Genomic DNA, 19,345 nt, shown 5'->3' on the forward strand with positions numbered 1-19,345 from the left:
TGATGCCTCCCCTACGCCCCCGCAGTTTTCTCGACCGCATCGGCGCCTTCGGCTCGCTGTTGTGCGCGATCCACTGCGCCCTGCTGCCGCTGCTGATCGCGCTGCTGCCCACCCTGGGCGTGGCCGGCTGGTTCGACGACAGCTTCGAGCTGGCCTTCGTCGTGTTCGCGACCCTGCTGGGCGTGTTCAGCGTGGTCTGGGGTTATCGCCGCCACCACGCCATCCGTGCCGTGTCGTTGCTGGCGCCGGGTCTGCTGGTGCTGTGGCTGGGCGTGCTGTACGCGCCGCTGCACCATTCGGTGGTACCGCACGCGATCGTGATGACCCTGGGCGGCACCCTGGTCGGCCTGGCCCATCTGGCCAACCTGCGCCTCAACCACGGCCACATCCACGACGCCAGCTGCGCGCACTGAGCCCAGGTCAGGACCCCGAAAGCCGCTTGTGCTAGGCTTCGCAGCCTCGCGCGCGACGCGCGGGCCCGATCGTTTCGTCGACCGCGCCCGTCCGGCGCGCGACCGCATACCGCACTAACGCTAATTCAGGAGCACGACCATGGGTAAAGGCGACCGCAAGACCGCCAAGGGCAAGCGCTACAACTCCAGCTACGGCAACGCCCGCAAGGCCGTGACCAAGGCCGCCGGCACCGCCGCCGCGCCGGCCGCGAAGAAGACCGCGAAGGCCCCGGCTGCGAAGGCGCCGGCGGCCAAGAAGGTCGTGGCCAAGAAGGCTGCTGCCAAGGAGTAAGCGTCGGTTCCGGCGCTGCGCAAAAACCCCGCTTCGGCGGGGTTTTTTGTTTTTGGGCCGACGGGTTGTTCCCGTTAGGGCCGCTCTCGTTCTTGGCTCCGCCTTGAAAATTGAGGAGCCGTTCTGACGAATCGCAGGTTCGTGTGTTGCTACCCTCGCGGCCGCGCCGGTTGCGCGCTCGCTTTGGGGTAGGAGCGGCGTAAGCCGCGACCGCGAACTTCGCCTGCTGGCGGAGGTTCTGCTTCAGATCGCTCGGCTTCTGCCTCTGCCTTCTGTGGGAGCGGCGTGAGCCGCGATCGCGAACTCCGGGGTTCTGCGATGGTTTCGGTTCTTGAGATCAAAGGCTTCCGCCCGCTGCGCGCGCGGGTCACTTTCTCTTGCTAGCCCAAGAGAAAGTAACCAAAGAGAAGGGCTATACCTTGACAACCCTCCCTTGCGAGTTCGTTGCTTGCGCGGGGATTTTTCGAAGGAACATCCTGTTCCTCGAAAAACGGCGCGCGTCCTGCGCGCCGCCCTTCGGGTCTACGGTTGCTCGTCGTGGTGCGGCTCAATGGATTCCAATGCCGCGGCAACGGCAACGGCAACGGCAACGGCAACGGCAACGGCAACGGCAACGGCAACGGCAACGGCAACCGCAACCGCAGTGCTGCGATAGCGGAGTTCGCGGCCGCGAGCGAATACCGGGGTATCTCAGCCTGCCTGCGCATCCGCTCCCTCTCCCGCTCGCGGGAGAGGGTTGGGGTGAGGGCCGCTACACCGAGCAGTTGCGCGTAACCCGCCCGCCTCACTTCCCAGCCGTCGCCACCCTCTCCACCTCGCGCCAAACCCGCAGCAGGTTCTCGCCGAGGATCTTGCGGATGTCATCGTCTTTGTACCCGCGCGCCTGCAGTCCGGCGATCAGGTTCGGGTAGTCGGCGACGCTGCGCAGGCCTTCGGGCAGCGCGCCGCTGACGCCGTCGAAGTCAGAGCCGATGCCGACGTGGTCGATGCCGATCAGTTTCACCGCGTAGTCGATCTGGTCCAGCACCGCGTCGATCTTGACCGCGTGCGCCAGCGGCGGATGGCTGCGTTCCCATTCCTTGTCGAACTCCTCGACCGTCTTGGGCTTCTCGCCACGCGCGGCCGCGGCGGACTGCTCGCGGTCGAACTCGGGACGCGCGCGGAAATAGGCGGTGGTCTCGCCGGCGGTCTTGGGATCGACGAAGGCGTTGCCGAAGGTGATCTGGACCACCCCGCCCTGCTTGGCGATGGCCTGGGCGAGCTCGTCGCTGAGGTTGCGCTCGAAGTCGGGCGTGAAATGGCGCAGGCCGGAATGGCTGGCGATCACCGGCGCGCGGCTCGCGGCGAGCGCGGCGCGGGTGGCGTCGTCGGTCAGGTGCGAGACGTCGACCATGATGCCGAGGCGGTTCATCTCCGCGACCACCTTGAGACCGAACGGGCTCAGGCCTTTCCACGGCCGATCCAGGCTGTAGGAGCCGTCGGCGATGCGATTGCTGTGGCTGTGGGCGAGGGTGATGTAGCGCACGCCGCGGACGTAGAACTGCTGCAGGCGGGCGAGGTCGTCGCCGATCGGCGCGCCGTTCTCCATGCCCAGCGCCAGCAGCACGCGGCCGCCGTCGATCTGGCGCGCGTAGTCGGCCGGCGAACGCAGGATCGCGAACTTGTCCGGATGCCGCCCGACCATGGCCTCGACCGCGTCGATCTGGGTGCTGGCGACCTGCCAGGCGGTGCCGGCCGCATCCTGGTCGGGCGAGGTGTAGATCGACATGAAGGCCACGTCCAGGCCGCCCTGGCGCGCGCGCGGGTAGTCGAACTCGACCTTGGGCGTATCCACGCCGAGGTCGTTCCAATGCTTGAGCAATTCGGTCGGCGCGTCGATATGGGTATCGACAATGACCGCGGAGCGGGCGAGCTTCTGTGCCGGGCTCAGGGCCTCGTCGGCACGGGCGGCGCCTGCGAACAGGGCGAGGGTACAGGCGACGGCGAGCAGGGAACGCATGCGGGAAGCCTCGTGCGGTTGGGAGGGGAGCGCGATGGTTAGGCGATGGTCAGGCGATGGTCAGGCGATGGGGCCAGCGACTCGGCGGCCGCCGGCGTAGACGTCGCCTGCGAGCGCGCCGCCCAGCCAGTAGCACAGCTCGGCAGGATGGCCGATGCGCCAGCGCACGAAGTCGGCGCGCGCGCCGACCCGCAGCACGCCGCGGTCCGAACAACCCAGAGCGCGCGCCGCATGCGTGGTCGCGCCGCGCAGGGCTTCCAGCGGGGTCAGGCGGAAATGCGTGCAGGCCAGCTGCATCGCCTGGCGCAGCGACTGCAGGGGTGACGTACCGGGGTTGCAGTCGGTGGCCACGGCCATCGCCACGCCGTGCTCGCGGAACGCCTCCAGCGGCGGCAAACGGGTTTCGCGCAGCACGTGGAAGGCGCCGGGCAGCAGCACCGCTACCGTGCCGTGCTCGGCCATGGCGCGCACGCTCGGCTGCGAGGTGTATTCGACATGGTCGGCCGACAGACCCGAGAACTCGGCCGCCAGCGCCGCGCCGCCGAGATCGCTGAGCTGGTCGGCGTGCAGCTTGACCGGCAGCCCCAGCGCGCGCGCGGTTTCGAACACGCGCCGGGTCTGCGCCGGACTGAAGCCGATGCCTTCGCAGAACGCATCGACCGCGTCGATCAGGCCTTCCTCGTGCAGCGGCCGCATCCAACCGCAGACCGCGGCGATGTAGTCGTCGCTGCGGCCGGCGAATTCGGGCGACAAGGCGTGCGCGCCGAGGTAGGTGGTGCGCACGCCGACGCCGAGGATCTCGCCGATGCGGCGCGCGACCCGCAACATCTTGCGTTCGTTGTCGTAGTCCAGGCCGTAGCCGGACTTGATCTCCAGCGTGGTCGCGCCGTCGCCGACCAGGGCCTGCGCGCGCGGCAGCGACTGGCGCAGCAGTTCGTCTTCGTCGGCGGCGCGGGTGGCGCGCACGGTCGAGACGATGCCGCCGCCGCTGCGCGCGATCTCTTCGTAGCTCGCGCCCTGCAGGCGCAGCTCGAATTCGCGCGCGCGGTCGCCGGCGAACACCAGGTGCGTGTGGCAATCGACCAGGCCGGGCGTGATCCAGCCCTCGGCGACGATCACCTGCGCGGCCAGCGCGGCCGGGTCGCCGGGCAGGTCCGAGCGCGGGCCGACGTAATGCAGGATGCCGTCGCGCCAGCCCAGTGCGGCGTCGGCGATCTCGCCGTAGCCGTCGGCCGAATCCAGCGTCGCCAGCGAGACGCCGACGATCAGGCCGTCCAGCGGCAGGTCCTGCGGTGTCGGTATGTCGCCGGCGGACGCGGCGTTGGGGTCGGGGCGGCTCATGGGCCGATTCTAGCGGAGCCGCCCCAGCGCGGGAGGGCGCAGGCGCCGGCGCGCTGCGACAGGTTTGCCGATGCGGTGTTTCCGAGCGCGCGCAGCGAGCGCGAGCGTGCGCAGGACACGCCCGCGCAACGGGTCTGTAGAATCCGGGGCATGGAGAATCTCGACGCGACCACGCTCTGGACCCCCGCCGGTTGGCGCCACGACACCGGACTGCGCCTCGACGACGACGGCCGCATCCTCGCCCTCGACGGCGCCCAGCCCACCGGCAGCGCCCAGCGCATCGTGCCGGGCATCGCCAACCTGCATTCGCATGCGTTCCAGCGCGCGATGGCGGGCATGGCCGAACGCCAGACCGATCCGCGCGACAGTTTCTGGACCTGGCGCGAGACCATGTACCGCTTCGCCTCGCGCTTCACGCCCGAGACCCTGTACGCGGTGGCCTCGCAGCTGTACGTGGAAATGCTGGAAGCCGGTTACACCACGGTCTGCGAATTCCATTACCTGCATCACGCGCCCGACGGCCGTCCCTATGAGGATCCGGCGGCGATGTCGCGTGCGTTGATCGCCGCCGCGCGCGACACCGGCATCCGCCTGACCCTGCTGCCGGTGCTGTACATGACCGGCGGTTTCGACGAGCGGCCGCTGAGCGAGCGCCAGCGCCGCTTCGGCCATCAGGTCGAGGACTATCTGGCGCTGCTGCAGCGCCTGCGCGGCGACGCCGATCACGGCGTGCGCATCGGTTGCTCGCTGCACAGCCTGCGCGCGGTACCGCCGCAGGCGATGGCCGAGACCCTGGCGGCGCTGCCGCCGGACAGCCGCGTGCATATCCATATCGCCGAGCAGGTCGCCGAAGTCGAGGATTGCCTGGCGGTGCGCAAGGCGCGGCCGGTGCGTTGGCTGCTGGACCATGCCGAGGTCGATGCGCGCTGGACCCTGGTCCACGCCACCCATCTCGACGACGAGGAAACGCGCGCGATCGCGCGCAGCGGCGCGACCGTGGCGATCTGCACCACCACCGAGGCCAATCTCGGCGACGGCCTGTTCCCCTTGCGCGACTACCTGGACGCGGGCGGGCGCTGGGGCGTGGGTTCGGACTCGCATATTTCGGTGTCGCCGATCGAGGAACTGCGTTGGCTGGAGTACGGCCAGCGCCTGATCACGCGCCGGCGCAACATCGCGGTGGATGCGGGCTCGCCCAGCGTCGGCGACACCCTGATGCGCGATGTCGCGGCCAGCGCCGCGGCGTCGACCGGGCATGCGATCGGCACGCTCGCGGTCGGCGAGTACGCCGATGCGCTGGTGCTGGATTCGGATGCGCCGCTGTTCGCTGGCGCGCGCGACGAGGATGCGCTGGATCGCTGGATGTTCAGCGGCAATCGCGGCGCGGTGCGCGAGACCTGGGTCGGCGGCCGCCGCGTCGTCGCCGAGGGCCGGCATCGCGATCGCGAGGCGGTCGCAGTTGGGTATCGGCGGGCGATGCACGACTTGCTCGAGTCGGCCTGAGGTTCGTTCGTCGTTGTGGGGGCGTGCGGGTGGCTTGCGCGGCGCGATGATGCGGTTCGCGGTGCTCACCGCATCCTACGATTCGCTCGCCGCGGTTTCAGGGGCGACTAGGACCTGACACCGTCGGCGTGCGTGCTTGCTGTGGGAGCGGCGTGAGCCGCGATCGGCCGCCACGCAGGCGACGCGATGCGATTCCCGGCGAAACGCACACTGCCTCGGCGAAATCGTTTTTGCGCTTCCGTCCCGCGATGGCGATCGCGGCTCACGCCGTTCCCACAGGAAGCGCGAGCCAATAGAGCACAGCTCAAGCGAACAAGTCGTCGGCCGGTGCCAGCGCGCCTTCGAGTTCCAGCAGGAAGCGCTTGGTCGGCAAGCCGCCGCCGAAGCCGGTCAGGCTGCCGTCGGCGCCGATCACGCGGTGGCAGGGCAGGACGATGGGCAGCGGGTTGCGGCCGTTGGCGGCGCCGACCGCGCGCATCGCGCTGGCTTGGCCCATGTGCCGCGCCATCTGGCCGTAGCTCCAGGTTTCGCCCCAGGGGATCAGTGCCAGCGTGCGCCAGCACTGCATCTGGAACGGCGTGCCGTGCGGCGCCAGCGGCAGGTCGAAATCGCGGCGCGTGCCGGCGAAGTACTCGCCCAGCTGCTTGCGCGTCTCCAGCAGCACACCGTTGTCGCCTTCCTGCCAGCGCTCGTCGATCATGGCCGGGTGCCAGGGCGCTTCGAACTCGATCAGACGCAAACCGTCGTCGCCGCTGGCAAGCAGCAGGCAGCCGACCGGGCTGTCGATGCGCTGGTAGGTGATCGCGCCGTCCTTGAGGCGGATGTACTTGCTCATGCGCGGTTCCTCGCGATGGCGAACGACGCGGCGGCCTGCCGTGGCTGGCGCTCGCGGTTCATTCGACGTCGGTCCTGAGTTCGGCATCGCGAGCACGCGCGGCGGCGTTGCCGCGCTTGCGCGGCGCGGCGGCCGTGGCGACCGGTTTGGCGGCGCTCATCGAATCGCGCCACAGGTGGATCACCGCATAAGCGCGCCACGGCCGCCAGCTTTCGGCGCGCGCGGTCAGGGCTTTCGCGGTCATGCGGCTGCCGTCTTCCGGCACCGCCTTCTGCAGCACCAGGTCGTCGGCGGGGAAGGCGTCGGGGTGGCCGAGCGCGCGCATGGCGATGTAGTGCGCGGTCCACGGGCCGATGCCGGGCAGCGCGACCCAGCGCGCGGCGAATTCGTCCAGGGTGCGTTCGGCGCCGAAACCGACGCCGCTGTCGACGCTGCCGTCGAGCAAGGCCCGCGCGACCGTGCGTACGGTCGCGGCGCGCGCGCGAGTCAGGCCGATCTCGGTGAGGTCGGCGTCGGCCAGGGCGTCGGGTGTCGGGAACAGGTGCTCCAGGCCCGGCGCGAACGACTGCGGCAGGGCCTGCCCGTAGCGTTGCGCGGTGCGCGTGGCCAGGGTGCGCGCGGCGGCGACGCTGACCTGCTGGCCGAGGATCGCGCGTACCGCGATTTCGAAGCCGTCCCAACCGCTGGGCAGGCGCAGGCCCGGACGTCGCTTCAACAGCGGCCGCAGGCGCGGGTCCACCGACAGCGCGTCGGCGATCGCATTCGGATCGGCGTCCAGATCGAACATGCGGCGCAGGCGGTTGATGATCTCCAGCAGCCGCGACGGCGCCGGCCCGTGCAGTTCCAGCTTCAAGGCATGCTCGCCGCCGGGCCAGGCGCTCACCCGCAACCAGCCCGGCCGTTCGATCGGGCCGATCACGCGCGCGTAGCTGTGCTCGTCGACGCTCTCGACGCCGGGCAGGGCGCGGCCACGCAGGAAGTCGAGCATCGCCGCGAAGTCGTACGGCGGCCGGTAGCCCAGGCGCAAGGTCAGGGTGTCGTCGCCGGCGGTGGCGTTCTCGTTCGGACGCCGGCGCAGATCGCGCGGGGCCATGCGATAGGCTTCGAGGAAGGTGGCGTTGAAGCGGCGCAGGCTGCCGAAGCCGGCGGCCATCGCGACCTCGGTGATCGGCAAAGCGGTTTCGGTCAGCAGTTGCTTGGCGAACAGCAGGCGGCGGGTGCCGTGCACGCCGATCGGCGCTGCGCCCAAGCGCTCCACGAACAAGCGCCGCAATTGCCGCTCGCCCAGGCCGACGCGTTGCGCCAGCGCCGACAGCGGATGCTCGGCGAGCAGGCCCTGGTCGATCAGCTTGAGCGCGCGCGCGACCGCGGCGTCGCCGCGGCGCCAGGCGCCGTCGCTGGGCGAGAGTTCGGGGCGGCAGCGCAGGCAGGGGCGGAACCCGGCGGCTTCGGCGGCCGCGGCGTTGCCGTAATAGAGGACGTTCTCGCGTTTGGCCGCGGGCGCCGGGCAGACCGGCCGGCAATAGATCCGGGTGCTGGTCACGGCGGTGAAGAACAGGCCGTCGAAGCGCGGGTCGCGGCTCAGGCGCGCCTGCTCGCAAACCCGCCAGTGCGGCAGGCTGTCTTGGGCGACGGGGGCGGGGAAGGTCGGCATGGAATGCAGGCTAGCACCGTCGCGGGGGCCGGACTCGCCGAATTCGGACATGGTCTTCGGGGGCCGCGTCGACGCCGTTTCGACGCCCCCGGCGCATACTCCGCGCACGCATCCAGGAGGGATTCGCATGAACCGTCGCCATTTCGCCATTGCCGCCACGCTCGCGCTCGCCGCCGGCGCCTGCGCCAGCACCCCGCCCGCATCCACCGAACGCAAGCTGACCGCAGCCGATGCCGGCGCGCCGGTGATCCTGCATGTGGGCGATACCGTCGCGATCGCGGTGGAGGCCAATCCCAGCACGGGCTACGGCTGGATCTTCGATCAGGCCGCCGCCGCGGGCACGGTCGAAGCCGTCGGCGAACCGTCGATGGCGCTGTCCAATCCCGGCGCGATCGGTGGCGGCGGCACCCAGACCTGGCGCTACCGCGCGGTCGCCAAGGGCCAAGGCGAATTGCGCATGGACTACCGCCGCGCCTGGGAGAAAGAGGTCGCGCCGGTGCGCAGCGTGTCCTGGAAGATCGAAGTGCGTTAAGGCGCCTTGGCGTCGTCGCGCAGGGCCGGCAGCAAGGGCGCGATGTCGCCGTCGTTGCGCGCCGGCGCGATGCCGACCAGGCGCGCCAGCAGCGGATAGACGTCGACGTTGTCGAACGCGGGCAGGGTCGCGCCGCGCCGGAACGCCGGGCCGCGGGCCAGGAAGATCGCGCGCATCGATGCCAGAGCCGGGTCGTAGCCGTGCGAACCGCGGTCCGCGTTCGGGCGCTTGGCCAAGGCCGAGCGCTGGATCGCGTCCCAGCCTTCGTCCATCTGGCAGACGATCGCCGGTACGCGCGGATGGCTGCCGTAATGCCAGCGCGCGGGCAGTTCGCCCTTGCGCCAGCACTCGTAATGTTCGTGACGGCCGATCAGTTTGGCCGCCACCGCCGTTTCGAAGCCCGGCTTGGGCGCGATTCCGATCGACTGTCCGATCGAGACCACGGTCGCTTCCTCCATCGACACCATGTCCTCGACCGCGATCGCATGGCCCGGGGCCACGGTCGCCATGCCGTGGTCGGACACCACGATCAGGTTCACCCGTTCCAGCTGGTCGCGCGCGGCCAGGCCGTCGAGCAGGCGGCCCAGGGCGGCGTCGATGGTACGGGTGGACTCGCGCGCCTGCGCGGAGTCCGGGCCGTATTCGTGGCCGGCCTTGTCCAGGGCGTCGAAGTACAGGGTGATCACGCGCGGCCGCGTCGCCGCAGGTTCGCCCAGCCAGGCCAGCACTTCGTCGACGCGCGCGTCGGCCGAGACCTTTTCGTCGAACGGATGCCAGCGCGTCGGCCGCACGCCCTGCACCGGCGCCTCGCTGCCGGGCCAGAACAAGGTCGCGCTGCGCAGGCCGGCCTTTTCGGCGCCGACCCAGATCGGCTCGCCGCCCCACCAGCGCGTATCGCCGACTGCCTTGCGGTCGGCGACGCGGAAATCGCCCAGCCCGTCTTCCCACATGCTGTTGTGGACGATGCCGTGGTGGTCCGGACGCAGGCCGGTGACGATGCTGTAGTGGTTCGGGAACGTCAGCGAGGGATACGAGGGATTCATCCACGCCGCGCGCACGCCGTCGTGGGCGATGCGCTCCAGGTTGGGCGTGATGCCGCGCTCGAAATAGTCGTTGCGGAAGCCGTCGATCGAGATCAGCAGCACCGGCACGGGCTCCGCGGCTTGCGGGGCTCGGGTGGCGCAGGCGGTCAGGGCAAGGGCGAGCAGGGCGGTCGCGGCCGCCGAAAGATAGGAACGCATGCAGGCATGATAACGGGCGCAGATTGCGGCCAGGCGTCGGCAGCGCGGTCGCCGCTATGACTTCTGTCGCTGGCGGCGTACCGGTTCTGTGCCGATAGTGGCCTGGCCCTTTGCCCGGAGAGTCGCCATGCGTCGTATCGCCGTCCGTTGCGTCGCCGTGGCTTTGTCTGCGGCCGTGGGGTTGCCGGTGTGGGCCCAGGCCGGGTCCGCGCCGGTGGTGATGGAAAACCCGCCGCCGCCGCCGAACCCCGGGCCTGTGCTCAGCGCCGGGGAATGCGAGGTCTGGGCGCGCGAACTCAGCTTCGCCAAGTCGGTGGCCGACCACGATGCGGCCGCATTCGCATCGCATCTGCAGGCCGGGGCCGCGTTCGGGGCCAGCCGCGCGGCCCCGACCCGCGGCCGCGATGCCATCGCCCAGCGCTGGGCCGGCATCGTCGACGGCAAGGCGGTGCGGCTGGAGTGGTACCCGACGCGCGTGACCATCGGCGGCGCCAAGGACGTGGCCTGGTCCAGCGGACCGTCCCTGTTCGAGGACCTCGCACCCGACGCCAAGCAGCGCTTCTCGATCGGGGCCTTCCACTCGGTCTGGCACCGCGATGCCGACGGTGTCTGGCGGGTGTTGTTCGACGACGGCATCGAAGGCAGGCCGGTGACTTCGGCCGAGGCGATGGCGTTCCGCGACGCCCGCCGCACGGCCTGCCCGCGAGGCTGACGAACGCCTAAACGCGGGGGGGGCGGCACGCGCCGAATGTGCCTGGAGGCGTATGGTGGGCTTGCGGCGGCCTTGGCCCGCCGAATTCCCCAACGCGATTCCGAGGTGCTTCCATGAAACGTGTATTGCTCGCCAGCCTGCTCGCGGCCTGCGCTTTCGCGGCCTCGGCGCAGCAGACCTCGGTCTCGGCACAGGCCGACGCATCGGCACGCACCGATGGCGCCACCCAGACTCAGGTCCAGGCCGATACCCAGTCCAAGACCGACATCGACCGCAACTGCCTGCGCCAGACCGGCACGCACATCCGCGACCGTTCCGCCACCGACGGCAAGGGCCGCAAGCGCTGCGTCGCCGCCAACGGCCGCGTCTACACCCGCGACGATATCGACCGCACCGGCCAGACCGATATCGCCGAAGCGCTGCGTCAGCTGGACCCGTCGATCCACTGAGGCGGCGGTACTCGCCGTAACCGGAACGCCCGGCTTCTGCAGCCGGGCGTTTTCGTATCCGCGCCGCGCGGATCGCGCCGGTCGCGGATATCGCCGCGCTTAGCTCCGCAGTCCGTCCAGCAGCCTGCCCAGCGAGGCTTCGTAGAAATCGCGGAAGCGGCGCTCGTCGTAGCTGAAGCGGCCGGCGCGGTAGAGCGCGATCAGCCCGTGGGTGTGCGCCCACAAGGTCATCGCCACGTCCCAGGCATCGTCCTGGCGCAGCAGGCCGGCTTGCTGCGCCTCGCTCACCACGTCGGCGACCACGTTCAAGGTCGGCGAGCGCCGGGCGTGGAAGTCTTCCGGATAACGCCGCGCGTCTTCGCGCCGGGCCGAGAAGGCGTGATCGAACAGATGCGGGTGGGCGAGCGCGTAGTCCAGATAGATGCGCTGGATCGCCTTGAGCCGTGCGATCACGTCGCCGCCTTCGTTGCGCGCGCTCCAGTGGTGGGCGATCTCCTGGAAACTGTCGTCGCTGATGCGCTTGAGCAGAGCGTCGCGATTGGGGAAATGCCGGTAGATCGCCATCGGCGTGATTCCGACCGCCTCGGCGACGCGGCGCATGCTGACCGCGTCGGCGCCGTCGCGTTCGAACAGGACGCGGGCGGCGCGCAGGATCCGGTCGGCGGTGGCGGCGGGCGCGCTCATGTATACAGCGTATACATTTTGCCCACGGCGCGGCAATTCCTGGTGAAAAGACCCGCACAATCGTCGCCGACGGCTTGCGCGCGCTGGCGGCTGCCGAGAACGCGGCGCGATAATTTCGTTCACCCTCGAACGCCGGAAACCGCCATGTCCGCAGCCAGCCGCAACGACCCCACCCGCGTCATCCGCGCTCCGCGCGGCGGCGAGAAGACCTGCAAGTCGTGGTTGAGCGAGGCGGCCTACCGCATGATCCAGAACAACCTGGATCCGGAAGTGGCCGAGAATCCGGCCGAACTGGTGGTCTACGGCGGCATCGGCCGCGCCGCGCGCGACTGGCCCTCGTTCGACGCGATCCTGAAATCGCTGCGCGAGCTCGAAGACAACGAGACCCTGCTGATCCAGTCGGGCAAGCCGGTCGGCGTGTTCCCGACCCATGCCGACGCGCCGCGCGTGCTGCTGGCCAACTCCAACCTGGTCCCGCATTGGGCGACCTGGGAGCACTTCAACGAGCTCGATAAGAAGGGCCTGATGATGTACGGCCAGATGACCGCGGGCAGCTGGATCTACATCGGCTCGCAGGGCATCGTCCAGGGCACCTACGAGACCTTCGTCGAGATGGGCCGCCAGCATTACGGCGGCGACCTCAAGGGCAAGTGGATCCTGACCGCCGGCCTGGGCGGCATGGGCGGCGCGCAGCCGCTGGCCGCGTCGCTGGCCGGCGCCTGTTCGCTCAACATCGAATGCAAGCAGAGCAGCATCGACATGCGCCTGCGCACGCGCTACGTCGACGAGCAGGCCAGCGACCTGGACGACGCGCTCGCGCGCATCGCCAAGTACACAGCCGCCGGCGAGGCGCGTTCGATCGCGCTGCTCGGCAACGCCGCCGAAGTGCTGCCCGAACTCGTGCGCCGCGGCGTGCGCCCGGACGCGGTCACCGACCAGACCAGCGCCCACGATCCGGTCCACGGCTACCTGCCGATCGGCTGGACCGTCGAGCAGTGGCTGGCCGCACAGAAGAGCGATCCCGAAGGCGTGCGCGACGCGGCCAAGCGCTCGATGCGCGTGCACGTCGAGGCCATGCTCGCGTTCCAGCGGCAGGGCATCCCGACCTTCGACTACGGCAACAACATCCGCCAGATGGCTCTGGACGAAGGCTGCGCCAACGCGTTCGACTTCCCGGGTTTCGTGCCGGCCTACGTGCGGCCGCTGTTCTGCCGCGGCGTCGGTCCGTTCCGCTGGGTCGCGCTCAGCGGCGACCCCGAGGACATCTACAAGACCGACGCCAAGGTCAAGGAAATCATCGCCGACGACGCCCATCTGCACCGCTGGCTGGACATGGCGCGCGAGCGCATCAGCTTCCAGGGCCTGCCGGCGCGCATCTGCTGGGTCGGCCTGGGCCTGCGCCACAAGCTCGGCCTGGCCTTCAACGAAATGGTCCGCAACGGCGAGCTGAAAGCGCCGGTAGTGATCGGCCGCGATCACCTGGACAGCGGCAGCGTCGCCTCGCCCAACCGCGAGACCGAAGCGATGAAGGACGGCAGCGACGCGGTCAGCGACTGGCCGCTGCTCAACGCCATGCTCAACGTCGCCGGCGGCGCGACCTGGGTGTCGCTGCACCACGGCGGCGGCGTCGGCATGGGCTATTCGCAGCACTCCGGCGTGGTCATCGTCTGCGACGGCAGCGAGGAGGCCGACAAGCGCATCGCGCGCGTGCTCTGGAACGACCCGGGCACCGGTGTGATGCGTCATGCCGACGCGGGTTACGAGATCGCCCAGGCCTGCGCGAAGGAGCAGGGGCTGAAGCTGCCGATGCTCTGAGCCCGCGACGGGCAGCGACAGCTTCGCGGCTTGCGCCGCGCGCAGCCGAACGACGGCCCGGTCTCCCGGGCCGTTGTTCGTTTCAGAACTCGCAATGTTGCGCCGCGCTCACTCGGGGATGGTCGGCTCGACCAGCCGTTCCAGCAGGGTCAGCGATTCCTGCCAACCGAGGTAACACTGCTCGACCGGGATCACGTCGGGAATGCCTTCCTGGACCACCTGCAGCTCGGTGCCGCAGGACACGGTGCGCAGGCTGATCGTGGTGAGCATGGTGCCGGGCAGGTCGGGGGAATCGAAGCGGTCGTCGTGGACGATGCGTTCGCCCGGCACCAGCTCCAGGTAGGTGCCGCCGAAACTGTGGCCGTTGCCGGTCGAGAAATTGGCGAAGCTCATCCGGTACTTGCCGCCGACCCGCGCGTCCAGCTCGTGCACGGTGCAGGTGAAACCGTCCGGCGGCAGCCATTTGGAAAGCGCGGCTCCATCGAGGAACGCGCGGTACACGCGCTCGGGCGGGGCGGTGAAAACGCGGTGCAAACGTACGGTGCCGGTCATGGGAGTTTTCCTGTGCGAGGCGTAGTCCTCATTGTGTCCGACGAACGGGCGGGTCCCGAATAGACAGGCAGTTCGCCGCAGCGGTGGAGCGTAGTGCGATCGTTCAGGTTGCGCTGCGGATCACCGGGGCGCGAGATCGTAAGCGGACTGTCGAGAATTCGAAGCATCGTCGTCGCTGTCGACGCAACGGCCCAGGCGCCTGGGTAGTGCCGGGCCGCAGTCGGACGCAGTGGCGTCCCAGCTGCTGAGACGGGCTCATGGCAGGGTGCTCGGACGCGTCGGCCGGGCCCGGCGCGATCCGATGAGGGGCGGCGGCCCGGTTGTCGATTTCGGCCCCCTTGGTTCGTCGTACCCAGGAATCGGTACGACGGCCGCCGCCGTACCCCCGTCCCTGAGCACACGGATAGGTCCTGATGAGCAATCAACCGCAAACCACCCCGGACGGCGACACGGCCGTCGCCCCGCACGTCCCCACCGGCTCGCTGTGGAGCGAGATCCGCGAAGCCGTGCGCGGCACCAACGCCGACTACACCAAGATCCCGATGCGCCGCGCGGTGTTCCTGCTGGCGGTGCCGATGGTGCTGGAGCTGGTGCTGGAGTCCACCTTCGCGGTCGTCGACATCTTCTTCGTCGCCAAGCTCGGACCGTCCGCGGTGGCGACCGTGGGGCTGACCGAAAGCTATCTGTTCCTGCTGTACGCCGTGGCGATGGGCCTGGCGATGGCGGTGACCGCCGTGGTGGCCCGCCGGATCGGCGAGGGCAAGCGCGAGCAGGCCGCGGTGGCTGCGGTGCAGGCGATCCTGGTCGCGCTGCTGGTGTCGGTGGTCCCCGCGCTGGTCGGCATCGTCTATGCGCAGGACCTGTTGCGGTTGATGGGCGCCGACGCCTGGAGCATCGAGCACGGCTATCGCTACACCCAATGGATGCTGGGCGGAAACGCGGTGATCGTGCTGCTGTTCGTGATCAATGCGATCTTCCGCGGCGCCGGCGACGCGGCCATCGCGATGCGCGTGCTGTGGCTGTCGAACGGTTTGAACATCCTGCTGTGCCCCTTGCTGATCTTCGGCCTGGGACCGGTGCCGGCCCTGGGCATCGAGGGCGCCGCCATCGCCACCAATATCGGCCGCGGGATCGGTGTGCTGTTCCAGTTGTGGGTGCTGTTCCACGGCGGCAAGCACATCCGGGTGACGGCTGCGCATCTGGCCTGGCAGGGCGCGGTGCTCTGGCACATCGTGCGCACCTCGCTGGGCGGCATTGGCCAGATGATCGTGGCGATGACCTCGTGGATCTTCCTGATGCGCATCCTGGCCAGCGTCGGCAGCGAGGCGGTGGCCGGCGCCACCATCGCGATCCGGCTCATGATGTTCACGATGATGCCGGCCTGGGGCATGTCCAACGCGGCGGCGACCTTGGTCGGCCAGAACCTGGGCGCCGAGCAGCCCGAGCGCGCGGAAGCCTCGGTGTGGCGTATCGGCTGGTACAACATGGCCTACCTGGTGATCGTGTCGGTGCTGTTCTTCCTGTTCCCGAGCCAGCTGGTCGGCTTCTTCACCGAAGACGCGAAGGTCGTCGCGATCGGCGCGGAATGGCTGCGGATCCTGTCGTACTCGTTCTTCGTCTACGGCTGGTGGATGGTCACCGTGCAGGCCTTCAACGGCGCCGGCGACACGATGACGCCGACCAAGATCAACGTGGTGTTCTTCTGGCTGATCCAGATCCCGCTGTCGTACTACCTGGCGATCTCGCTGAACTGGCAGCAATCGGGCGTGTTCTGGGCCGTGTTCGTGTCGGAGACCTCGGTGGGCCTGTTCACGCTGTGGCTGTTCAGCCGCGGGCGCTGGAAGACGGTGCAGGTCTGACGCAGCGCCGGCCTACCGCCACCTCGAATACGGAAACGGCTCGCGCTGGCGAGCCGTTTCTTTTTGGATCTACTTTTGGATCTACTTCGCGGCTTCGCCCTGCGCGCGCAGCTTGTCCAATACTTCGCTCTCGAACGCCTTGCCGGCCCGCTCGGCCTCGGCAGGGTCGCCCGGCTTCAGCAGCTTCTGCCGCAACGCCGCGTCGATCGCGGCGCGCGGGCCGCCGACCACGACCAGGCTCTGGTCGCCGGTGTCGAGGGCGAGATAGCGGTCGGAGGACTTGCGCGCCTGCAACAGCGTATCGAGCAGGCGCAGCACGGCGTCGACGTCGTACCAGTCGCCATGGTTCTCGGCCTGGGTGCGGTAGCGCATGCCGTCGGCGTAGGCGAACAGCTGGTACGGGCCATCGTCGTCTTTCGGCGCGACTTCCTCGAACACGACGCCGTCCAGCGCAGGCCGCACCAGCTCGGCCAGTTCGCGCAGCAGGCTGTCGTGCTGGTTGGGGAATTCCCCGGTTTCGACATCGAACCAATGCGCGTAGCCGGCGGCCTGCAGCACCGCGACCGCATCCGCGCTTTCCAGCTTGCTCGGGTCGATGTCGCCCACGCGCGCGAAGCCCAGGTTCTGCAGTTGTTCGATGCGCGCGCGGACTTTCGCCGGGGGCGCCCGGTCGGGGCCCTGCTGCGATTGCGCGGCCGCCGCTGGCTGGGGCTTGCGCAGTTCTTCGCACATCGGGTCCTGCGCTCGACGCGTGCAGGCCAATTGCGCCTGCACGCGGCCGGAGCCGCTGTCGGAGCGGAGGAAGGCCATCGCGATCTGGTCAGCGCGCTCCTGGTCGCGGATCTCGCCGTGCAGAGTCAGCAGCGTGGCATTGGCTTCGGGCTGGTGCAGTTCGGCCAGCACGAAGGCCGCGCGCCGCGCGGCCTGCTCGTCGTCGCCGTGGAAGACGTTGCGCGCGGCGCGCGCGAGCCGTGGCGCGAACGCCGGGCGTGGGCCGCCGTTCGATCGGTCCTGGCTGTAGTAGTCGAGCACGGCCGCGTCCGGCGTGTCGTTGCGCAACACCGCCGCGGCGTCTTCCGGGCCGGCGCAGTGCTTGGCGAACGCGGGCATCAGCGCGCGGCGCAGGGTCGAGTCGGGTTCGGCGGCGATCGCGCGCGTCGAAGCGCAGAACGCCGGCCGCACCTCGCGATACTCCAGCCTGGCCTGCCAGATCGCCGCCCAGCGCTGCGTTTCGCCGGCGGGTACGCGTTCGGCGCTGCGGCGCAGGCGGCCGATCCAACCGGCATCGCCGCTGACGACGCCGTCGATCGCATGCGACGGCGGCGGGAAGCGCTCGCGGTCGTCCCACCAGTGCTCCAGATCGGCGACGGTTTCGGGCAGGGCGGCGGCGTAGCGCGCCGGCAGCGGCGCGCGTTCGCTGCCGACCCGGGTCGCGGCGGCGTCGGCGAACGCGATGCGGCCGGTATCGTCGTGGGCGGCTTCGGGGGCTGCGGGTTGGCAGGCGGACAGCCCTGGCGTCAGCAACAGCGCGAGCAGCAGGCGGCTGGTAGAGCGCATCCGTTTTCCCCGACGGCGTTGCGATTGCGCTCGATTGTTTCAGTCCCGCGGCGGGCGGTAAAGGTGCGCGGCAACCGGCCGCGCCGGATGCGGCGCAGCCGGCGCATATCCGCCGATCACAGTTCGAGGATGGGCTTGAAGCCGCCCCAGAACATGCGCATGCCGTCGAAGGGCAGCTTCTTCGGGTCCATGCTGTCGGCCAGGCGCGGGTCTTTCATGACCTTTTCCAGGATGCGGTCGCGCTGCGCGCGCGATTTGTACACGATCCAGGAAAACACCACGACTTCGTCGGCCTTGAGCTTCACCGCCTGCGGGAACGAGGTGACCTTGCCGGGCTTGACGTCGTCGGCGACGCATTCGACGTAGGCCAGGGCGCCGTGCTCGCGCCAGACCTTGCCGGACTTGCGGGCCAGGCGCTTGTAGGCAGTGAGATTCTTGCGCGGGACCGCCAGGACGAAACCATCGACGTAGCTCATACATCCTCCGTGTCTGCGGGAAGGTGCGCAGCCGCGACGGGCTGGCACGCGAAACATGCCATCGCACGGTTTAAGACCGGATGAAACAGGGCCGCGACTGCCGACCGTCGCAGTATCTGCGATAAGCGCCGGCTCCAATGCGCAGGCCCGCTTCGTTTCGATACCCATACGCCCGTGCTGACGACGCTCGCGATCGCCCATTACCGTTCCCTGCACAAGTTGGTCGTGCCGATGGGGCGTTTGAACCTGGTGACCGGCGCCAACGGCAGCGGCAAGTCGAATCTGTACCGGGCACTGCGCTTGCTCGCCGAAACCGCGCAGGGCGGGGTGGTGCCGGCGCTGGCGCGCGAAGGCGGGCTGCGTTCCACGCTGTGGGCAGGGCCGGAGCAGCATTCGGCGGGCATGCAGCGCGGCGAGGTGCCGGTGGAAGGCGGGCCGCGCCAGAATGCGGTGGCCTTGCGCCTGGGCTTCGCCGGCGACGAATTCGGCTACGCGATCGACCTCGGCCTGCCGGTGCCGTCGAAGTCGGCATTCGCGCTCGATCCGGAGATCAAGCGCGAGGCCATCTGGAGCGGCCCGTTCCTGCGCTCGTCGAATCTGCTGGTCGATCGCCGCGGGGCGATGGCGCGCGTGCGCGACGGCCGCGGCTGGCGCGTGGTGGCCGAACATCTCAATGCCTACGAAAGCCTGTACGGGCAGATCGCCGATCCGGTCGGCGCGCCGGAGGTGCTGAGCCTGCGCGAGACCATCCGTGGCTGGCGCTTCTACGATCACTTCCGCGCCGACGGCGAATCGCCTGCGCGCCTGCCGCAGCTGGGCACGCGCACGCCGGTGCTCAGCCACGACGGCCGCGACCTCGCCGCGGCCTGGCAGACCATCGTGGAGATCGGCGATCCGCGGGCGCTGGAGGCCGCGGTGACCGACGCATTCCCGGGCGCACGCGTGGACGTAATCGCGCAGGACGGCCGTTTCAGCCTGCAGTTCAACCAGCACGGTCTGCTGCGGCCGCTGTCGGCGGCCGAGCTGTCCGACGGCACCCTGCGCTACCTGCTGTGGATCGCGGCCCTGCATACGCCGCGGCCGCCGCCGCTGATGGTGCTCAACGAGCCCGAGACCAGCCTGCATCCCGACCTGCTGCCGGCCCTGGCACGGCTGATCGCGCATGCGGCGCGCCGTACCCAGGTCTGGGTGGTCTCGCACGCATCGCGGCTGATCTCGGCGCTGGAACAGGAGCCCGACTGCAACACGCTGCGGCTGGAGAAGTCGATGAGCCGCAGCGTGCTGGTCGGGCAGGGCCTGCTCGACGTGCCCGCCTGGCATTGGCCGGAGCGTTGAGGCGGGCCCGCGCGCACCGGGCCGGACCAGGCGATGCCCCGTCCCGCAAAGCAAAAG

General features: G+C 69.7%; 19 protein-coding genes. 10 read left to right on the plus strand and 9 right to left on the minus strand.

Annotated features, from left to right (window positions below):
- Positions 1 to 2: 2 nt before the first annotated feature.
- The 3 genes from ASD78_RS15490 to ASD78_RS20205 all read left to right on the plus strand — a co-directional run bounded on the left by ASD78_RS15490 (position 3) and on the right by ASD78_RS20205 (position 1,518).
- Positions 3 to 413 carry a MerC domain-containing protein gene (locus ASD78_RS15490; protein WP_055901572.1) on the plus strand — a complete coding sequence of 137 codons (411 nt, stop codon included), beginning with the start codon at positions 3 to 5 and terminating at the stop codon, positions 411 to 413.
- Between the two features lie 139 nt (positions 414 to 552).
- Complete coding sequence (locus tag ASD78_RS15495) at positions 553 to 744, plus strand: 30S ribosomal protein THX (protein WP_055901445.1); 192 nt, start codon at positions 553 to 555, stop codon at positions 742 to 744.
- A 528-nt stretch (positions 745 to 1,272) separates the two neighbouring features.
- Complete coding sequence (locus ASD78_RS20205; RefSeq protein ID WP_082575664.1) at positions 1,273 to 1,518, plus strand: hypothetical protein; 246 nt, start codon at positions 1,273 to 1,275, stop codon at positions 1,516 to 1,518.
- 10 nt (positions 1,519 to 1,528) lie between these two features.
- On the opposite strand, the gene ASD78_RS15500 is transcribed toward ASD78_RS20205, so the two are convergent.
- On the minus strand, positions 1,529 to 2,743 hold the full coding sequence (locus ASD78_RS15500; RefSeq protein WP_056103033.1) for a dipeptidase: 1,215 nt from the start codon (positions 2,741 to 2,743) through the stop codon (positions 1,529 to 1,531).
- Positions 2,744 to 2,803: 60 nt separating this feature from the next.
- Positions 2,804 to 4,084, minus strand: coding sequence for an imidazolonepropionase (hutI, locus tag ASD78_RS15505; RefSeq protein ID WP_056103036.1), 1,281 nt, complete (start codon positions 4,082 to 4,084; stop codon positions 2,804 to 2,806).
- A 150-nt stretch (positions 4,085 to 4,234) separates the two neighbouring features.
- On the opposite strand from hutI, the gene ASD78_RS15510 reads away from it, so the two are divergent.
- Positions 4,235 to 5,587, plus strand: a complete 1,353-nt coding sequence (locus ASD78_RS15510; RefSeq protein ID WP_056103039.1) for a formimidoylglutamate deiminase — start codon at positions 4,235 to 4,237, stop codon at positions 5,585 to 5,587.
- Between the two features lie 304 nt (positions 5,588 to 5,891).
- Here ASD78_RS15510 and ASD78_RS15515 read toward each other — a convergent pair whose 3' ends face one another.
- Both ASD78_RS15515 and ASD78_RS15520 read right to left on the minus strand, forming a co-directional pair.
- Complete coding sequence (locus ASD78_RS15515; RefSeq protein WP_055901433.1) at positions 5,892 to 6,422, minus strand: methylated-DNA--[protein]-cysteine S-methyltransferase; 531 nt, start codon at positions 6,420 to 6,422, stop codon at positions 5,892 to 5,894.
- A 58-nt stretch (positions 6,423 to 6,480) separates the two neighbouring features.
- Entirely contained in the window at positions 6,481 to 8,076 is a 1,596-nt protein-coding gene (locus ASD78_RS15520; RefSeq protein WP_156087811.1) for a DNA-3-methyladenine glycosylase 2, read from the minus strand.
- Between the two features lie 127 nt (positions 8,077 to 8,203).
- Between ASD78_RS15520 and ASD78_RS15525 the strand changes: the two genes are divergently transcribed.
- Positions 8,204 to 8,608, plus strand: a complete 405-nt coding sequence (locus ASD78_RS15525) for a protease inhibitor I42 family protein (protein WP_055901430.1) — start codon at positions 8,204 to 8,206, stop codon at positions 8,606 to 8,608.
- Here ASD78_RS15525 and ASD78_RS15530 read toward each other — a convergent pair.
- On the minus strand, positions 8,605 to 9,849 hold the full coding sequence (locus tag ASD78_RS15530) for an ectonucleotide pyrophosphatase/phosphodiesterase (protein ID WP_056103042.1): 1,245 nt from the start codon (positions 9,847 to 9,849) through the stop codon (positions 8,605 to 8,607). The genes ASD78_RS15525 and ASD78_RS15530 overlap by 4 nt on opposite strands.
- Positions 9,850 to 9,976: 127 nt before the next feature.
- Here ASD78_RS15530 and ASD78_RS15535 point away from each other — a divergent pair, with 127 nt between their 5' ends.
- Together ASD78_RS15535 and ASD78_RS15540 are read left to right on the plus strand one after the other, a co-directional pair.
- A complete protein-coding gene (locus tag ASD78_RS15535) occupies positions 9,977 to 10,561 on the plus strand; it encodes a DUF4440 domain-containing protein (protein ID WP_235566517.1) in 585 nt (194 codons plus the stop codon).
- 113 nt (positions 10,562 to 10,674) lie between these two features.
- Positions 10,675 to 11,010 carry a hypothetical protein gene (locus ASD78_RS15540; protein WP_156087812.1) on the plus strand — a complete coding sequence of 112 codons (336 nt, stop codon included), beginning with the start codon at positions 10,675 to 10,677 and terminating at the stop codon, positions 11,008 to 11,010.
- Between the two features lie 99 nt (positions 11,011 to 11,109).
- Here ASD78_RS15540 and ASD78_RS15545 read toward each other — a convergent pair whose 3' ends face one another.
- Entirely contained in the window at positions 11,110 to 11,694 is a 585-nt protein-coding gene (locus ASD78_RS15545; protein ID WP_056103048.1) for a TetR/AcrR family transcriptional regulator, read from the minus strand.
- 144 nt (positions 11,695 to 11,838) lie between these two features.
- On the opposite strand from ASD78_RS15545, the gene hutU reads away from it, so the two are divergent.
- Positions 11,839 to 13,509: a urocanate hydratase gene (hutU, locus tag ASD78_RS15550; protein ID WP_055901414.1), complete on the plus strand. Its 1,671-nt coding sequence runs from the start codon at positions 11,839 to 11,841 to the stop codon at positions 13,507 to 13,509.
- Positions 13,510 to 13,617: 108 nt separating this feature from the next.
- On the opposite strand, the gene ASD78_RS15555 is transcribed toward hutU, so the two are convergent.
- Entirely contained in the window at positions 13,618 to 14,061 is a 444-nt protein-coding gene (locus tag ASD78_RS15555; protein WP_055901411.1) for an SRPBCC family protein, read from the minus strand.
- A 413-nt stretch (positions 14,062 to 14,474) separates the two neighbouring features.
- Between ASD78_RS15555 and ASD78_RS15560 the strand changes: the two genes are divergently transcribed.
- The gene (locus tag ASD78_RS15560; RefSeq protein WP_082575665.1) at positions 14,475 to 15,920 is read left to right on the plus strand and encodes an MATE family efflux transporter; all 1,446 of its coding nucleotides are present in this window, start codon (positions 14,475 to 14,477) and stop codon (positions 15,918 to 15,920) included.
- An 81-nt stretch (positions 15,921 to 16,001) separates the two neighbouring features.
- On the opposite strand, the gene ASD78_RS15565 is transcribed toward ASD78_RS15560, so the two are convergent.
- Positions 16,002 to 17,477 (minus strand): hypothetical protein, encoded by a 1,476-nt coding sequence (locus ASD78_RS15565; protein WP_056103051.1) that lies wholly within the window; start codon positions 17,475 to 17,477, stop codon positions 16,002 to 16,004.
- A 116-nt stretch (positions 17,478 to 17,593) separates the two neighbouring features.
- A complete protein-coding gene (locus ASD78_RS15570; RefSeq protein WP_056103054.1) occupies positions 17,594 to 17,953 on the minus strand; it encodes a DUF1428 domain-containing protein in 360 nt (119 codons plus the stop codon).
- 174 nt (positions 17,954 to 18,127) lie between these two features.
- On the opposite strand from ASD78_RS15570, the gene ASD78_RS15575 reads away from it, so the two are divergent.
- Positions 18,128 to 19,288: an AAA family ATPase gene (locus ASD78_RS15575; RefSeq protein WP_056103057.1), complete on the plus strand. Its 1,161-nt coding sequence runs from the start codon at positions 18,128 to 18,130 to the stop codon at positions 19,286 to 19,288.
- Positions 19,289 to 19,345 lie beyond the last annotated feature (57 nt).

Source organism: Lysobacter sp. Root667 (genome assembly GCF_001427715.1).
GTDB lineage: Bacteria > Pseudomonadota > Gammaproteobacteria > Xanthomonadales > Xanthomonadaceae > Lysobacter.

Excerpts from the sequence above, each read along its gene's own strand:
- ASD78_RS15490 (WP_055901572.1), top strand. The coding sequence starts at position 3 with ATGCCTCCCCTACGCCCCCGCAGTTTTCTCGACCGCATCGGCGCCTTC.
- ASD78_RS15495 (WP_055901445.1), top strand. The coding sequence starts at position 553 with ATGGGTAAAGGCGACCGCAAGACCGCCAAGGGCAAGCGCTACAACTCC.
- ASD78_RS15500 (WP_056103033.1), bottom strand. The coding sequence starts at position 2,743 with ATGCGTTCCCTGCTCGCCGTCGCCTGTACCCTCGCCCTGTTCGCAGGC.
- hutI (WP_056103036.1), bottom strand. The coding sequence starts at position 4,084 with ATGAGCCGCCCCGACCCCAACGCCGCGTCCGCCGGCGACATACCGACA.
- ASD78_RS15510 (WP_056103039.1), top strand. The coding sequence starts at position 4,235 with ATGGAGAATCTCGACGCGACCACGCTCTGGACCCCCGCCGGTTGGCGC.
- ASD78_RS15515 (WP_055901433.1), bottom strand. The coding sequence starts at position 6,422 with ATGAGCAAGTACATCCGCCTCAAGGACGGCGCGATCACCTACCAGCGC.
- ASD78_RS15520 (WP_156087811.1), bottom strand. The coding sequence starts at position 8,076 with ATGCCGACCTTCCCCGCCCCCGTCGCCCAAGACAGCCTGCCGCACTGG.
- ASD78_RS15525 (WP_055901430.1), top strand. The coding sequence starts at position 8,204 with ATGAACCGTCGCCATTTCGCCATTGCCGCCACGCTCGCGCTCGCCGCC.
- ASD78_RS15530 (WP_056103042.1), bottom strand. The coding sequence starts at position 9,849 with ATGCGTTCCTATCTTTCGGCGGCCGCGACCGCCCTGCTCGCCCTTGCC.
- ASD78_RS15535 (WP_235566517.1), top strand. The coding sequence starts at position 9,977 with ATGCGTCGTATCGCCGTCCGTTGCGTCGCCGTGGCTTTGTCTGCGGCC.
- ASD78_RS15540 (WP_156087812.1), top strand. The coding sequence starts at position 10,675 with ATGAAACGTGTATTGCTCGCCAGCCTGCTCGCGGCCTGCGCTTTCGCG.
- ASD78_RS15545 (WP_056103048.1), bottom strand. The coding sequence starts at position 11,694 with ATGAGCGCGCCCGCCGCCACCGCCGACCGGATCCTGCGCGCCGCCCGC.
- hutU (WP_055901414.1), top strand. The coding sequence starts at position 11,839 with ATGTCCGCAGCCAGCCGCAACGACCCCACCCGCGTCATCCGCGCTCCG.
- ASD78_RS15555 (WP_055901411.1), bottom strand. The coding sequence starts at position 14,061 with ATGACCGGCACCGTACGTTTGCACCGCGTTTTCACCGCCCCGCCCGAG.
- ASD78_RS15560 (WP_082575665.1), top strand. The coding sequence starts at position 14,475 with ATGAGCAATCAACCGCAAACCACCCCGGACGGCGACACGGCCGTCGCC.
- ASD78_RS15565 (WP_056103051.1), bottom strand. The coding sequence starts at position 17,477 with ATGCGCTCTACCAGCCGCCTGCTGCTCGCGCTGTTGCTGACGCCAGGG.
- ASD78_RS15570 (WP_056103054.1), bottom strand. The coding sequence starts at position 17,953 with ATGAGCTACGTCGATGGTTTCGTCCTGGCGGTCCCGCGCAAGAATCTC.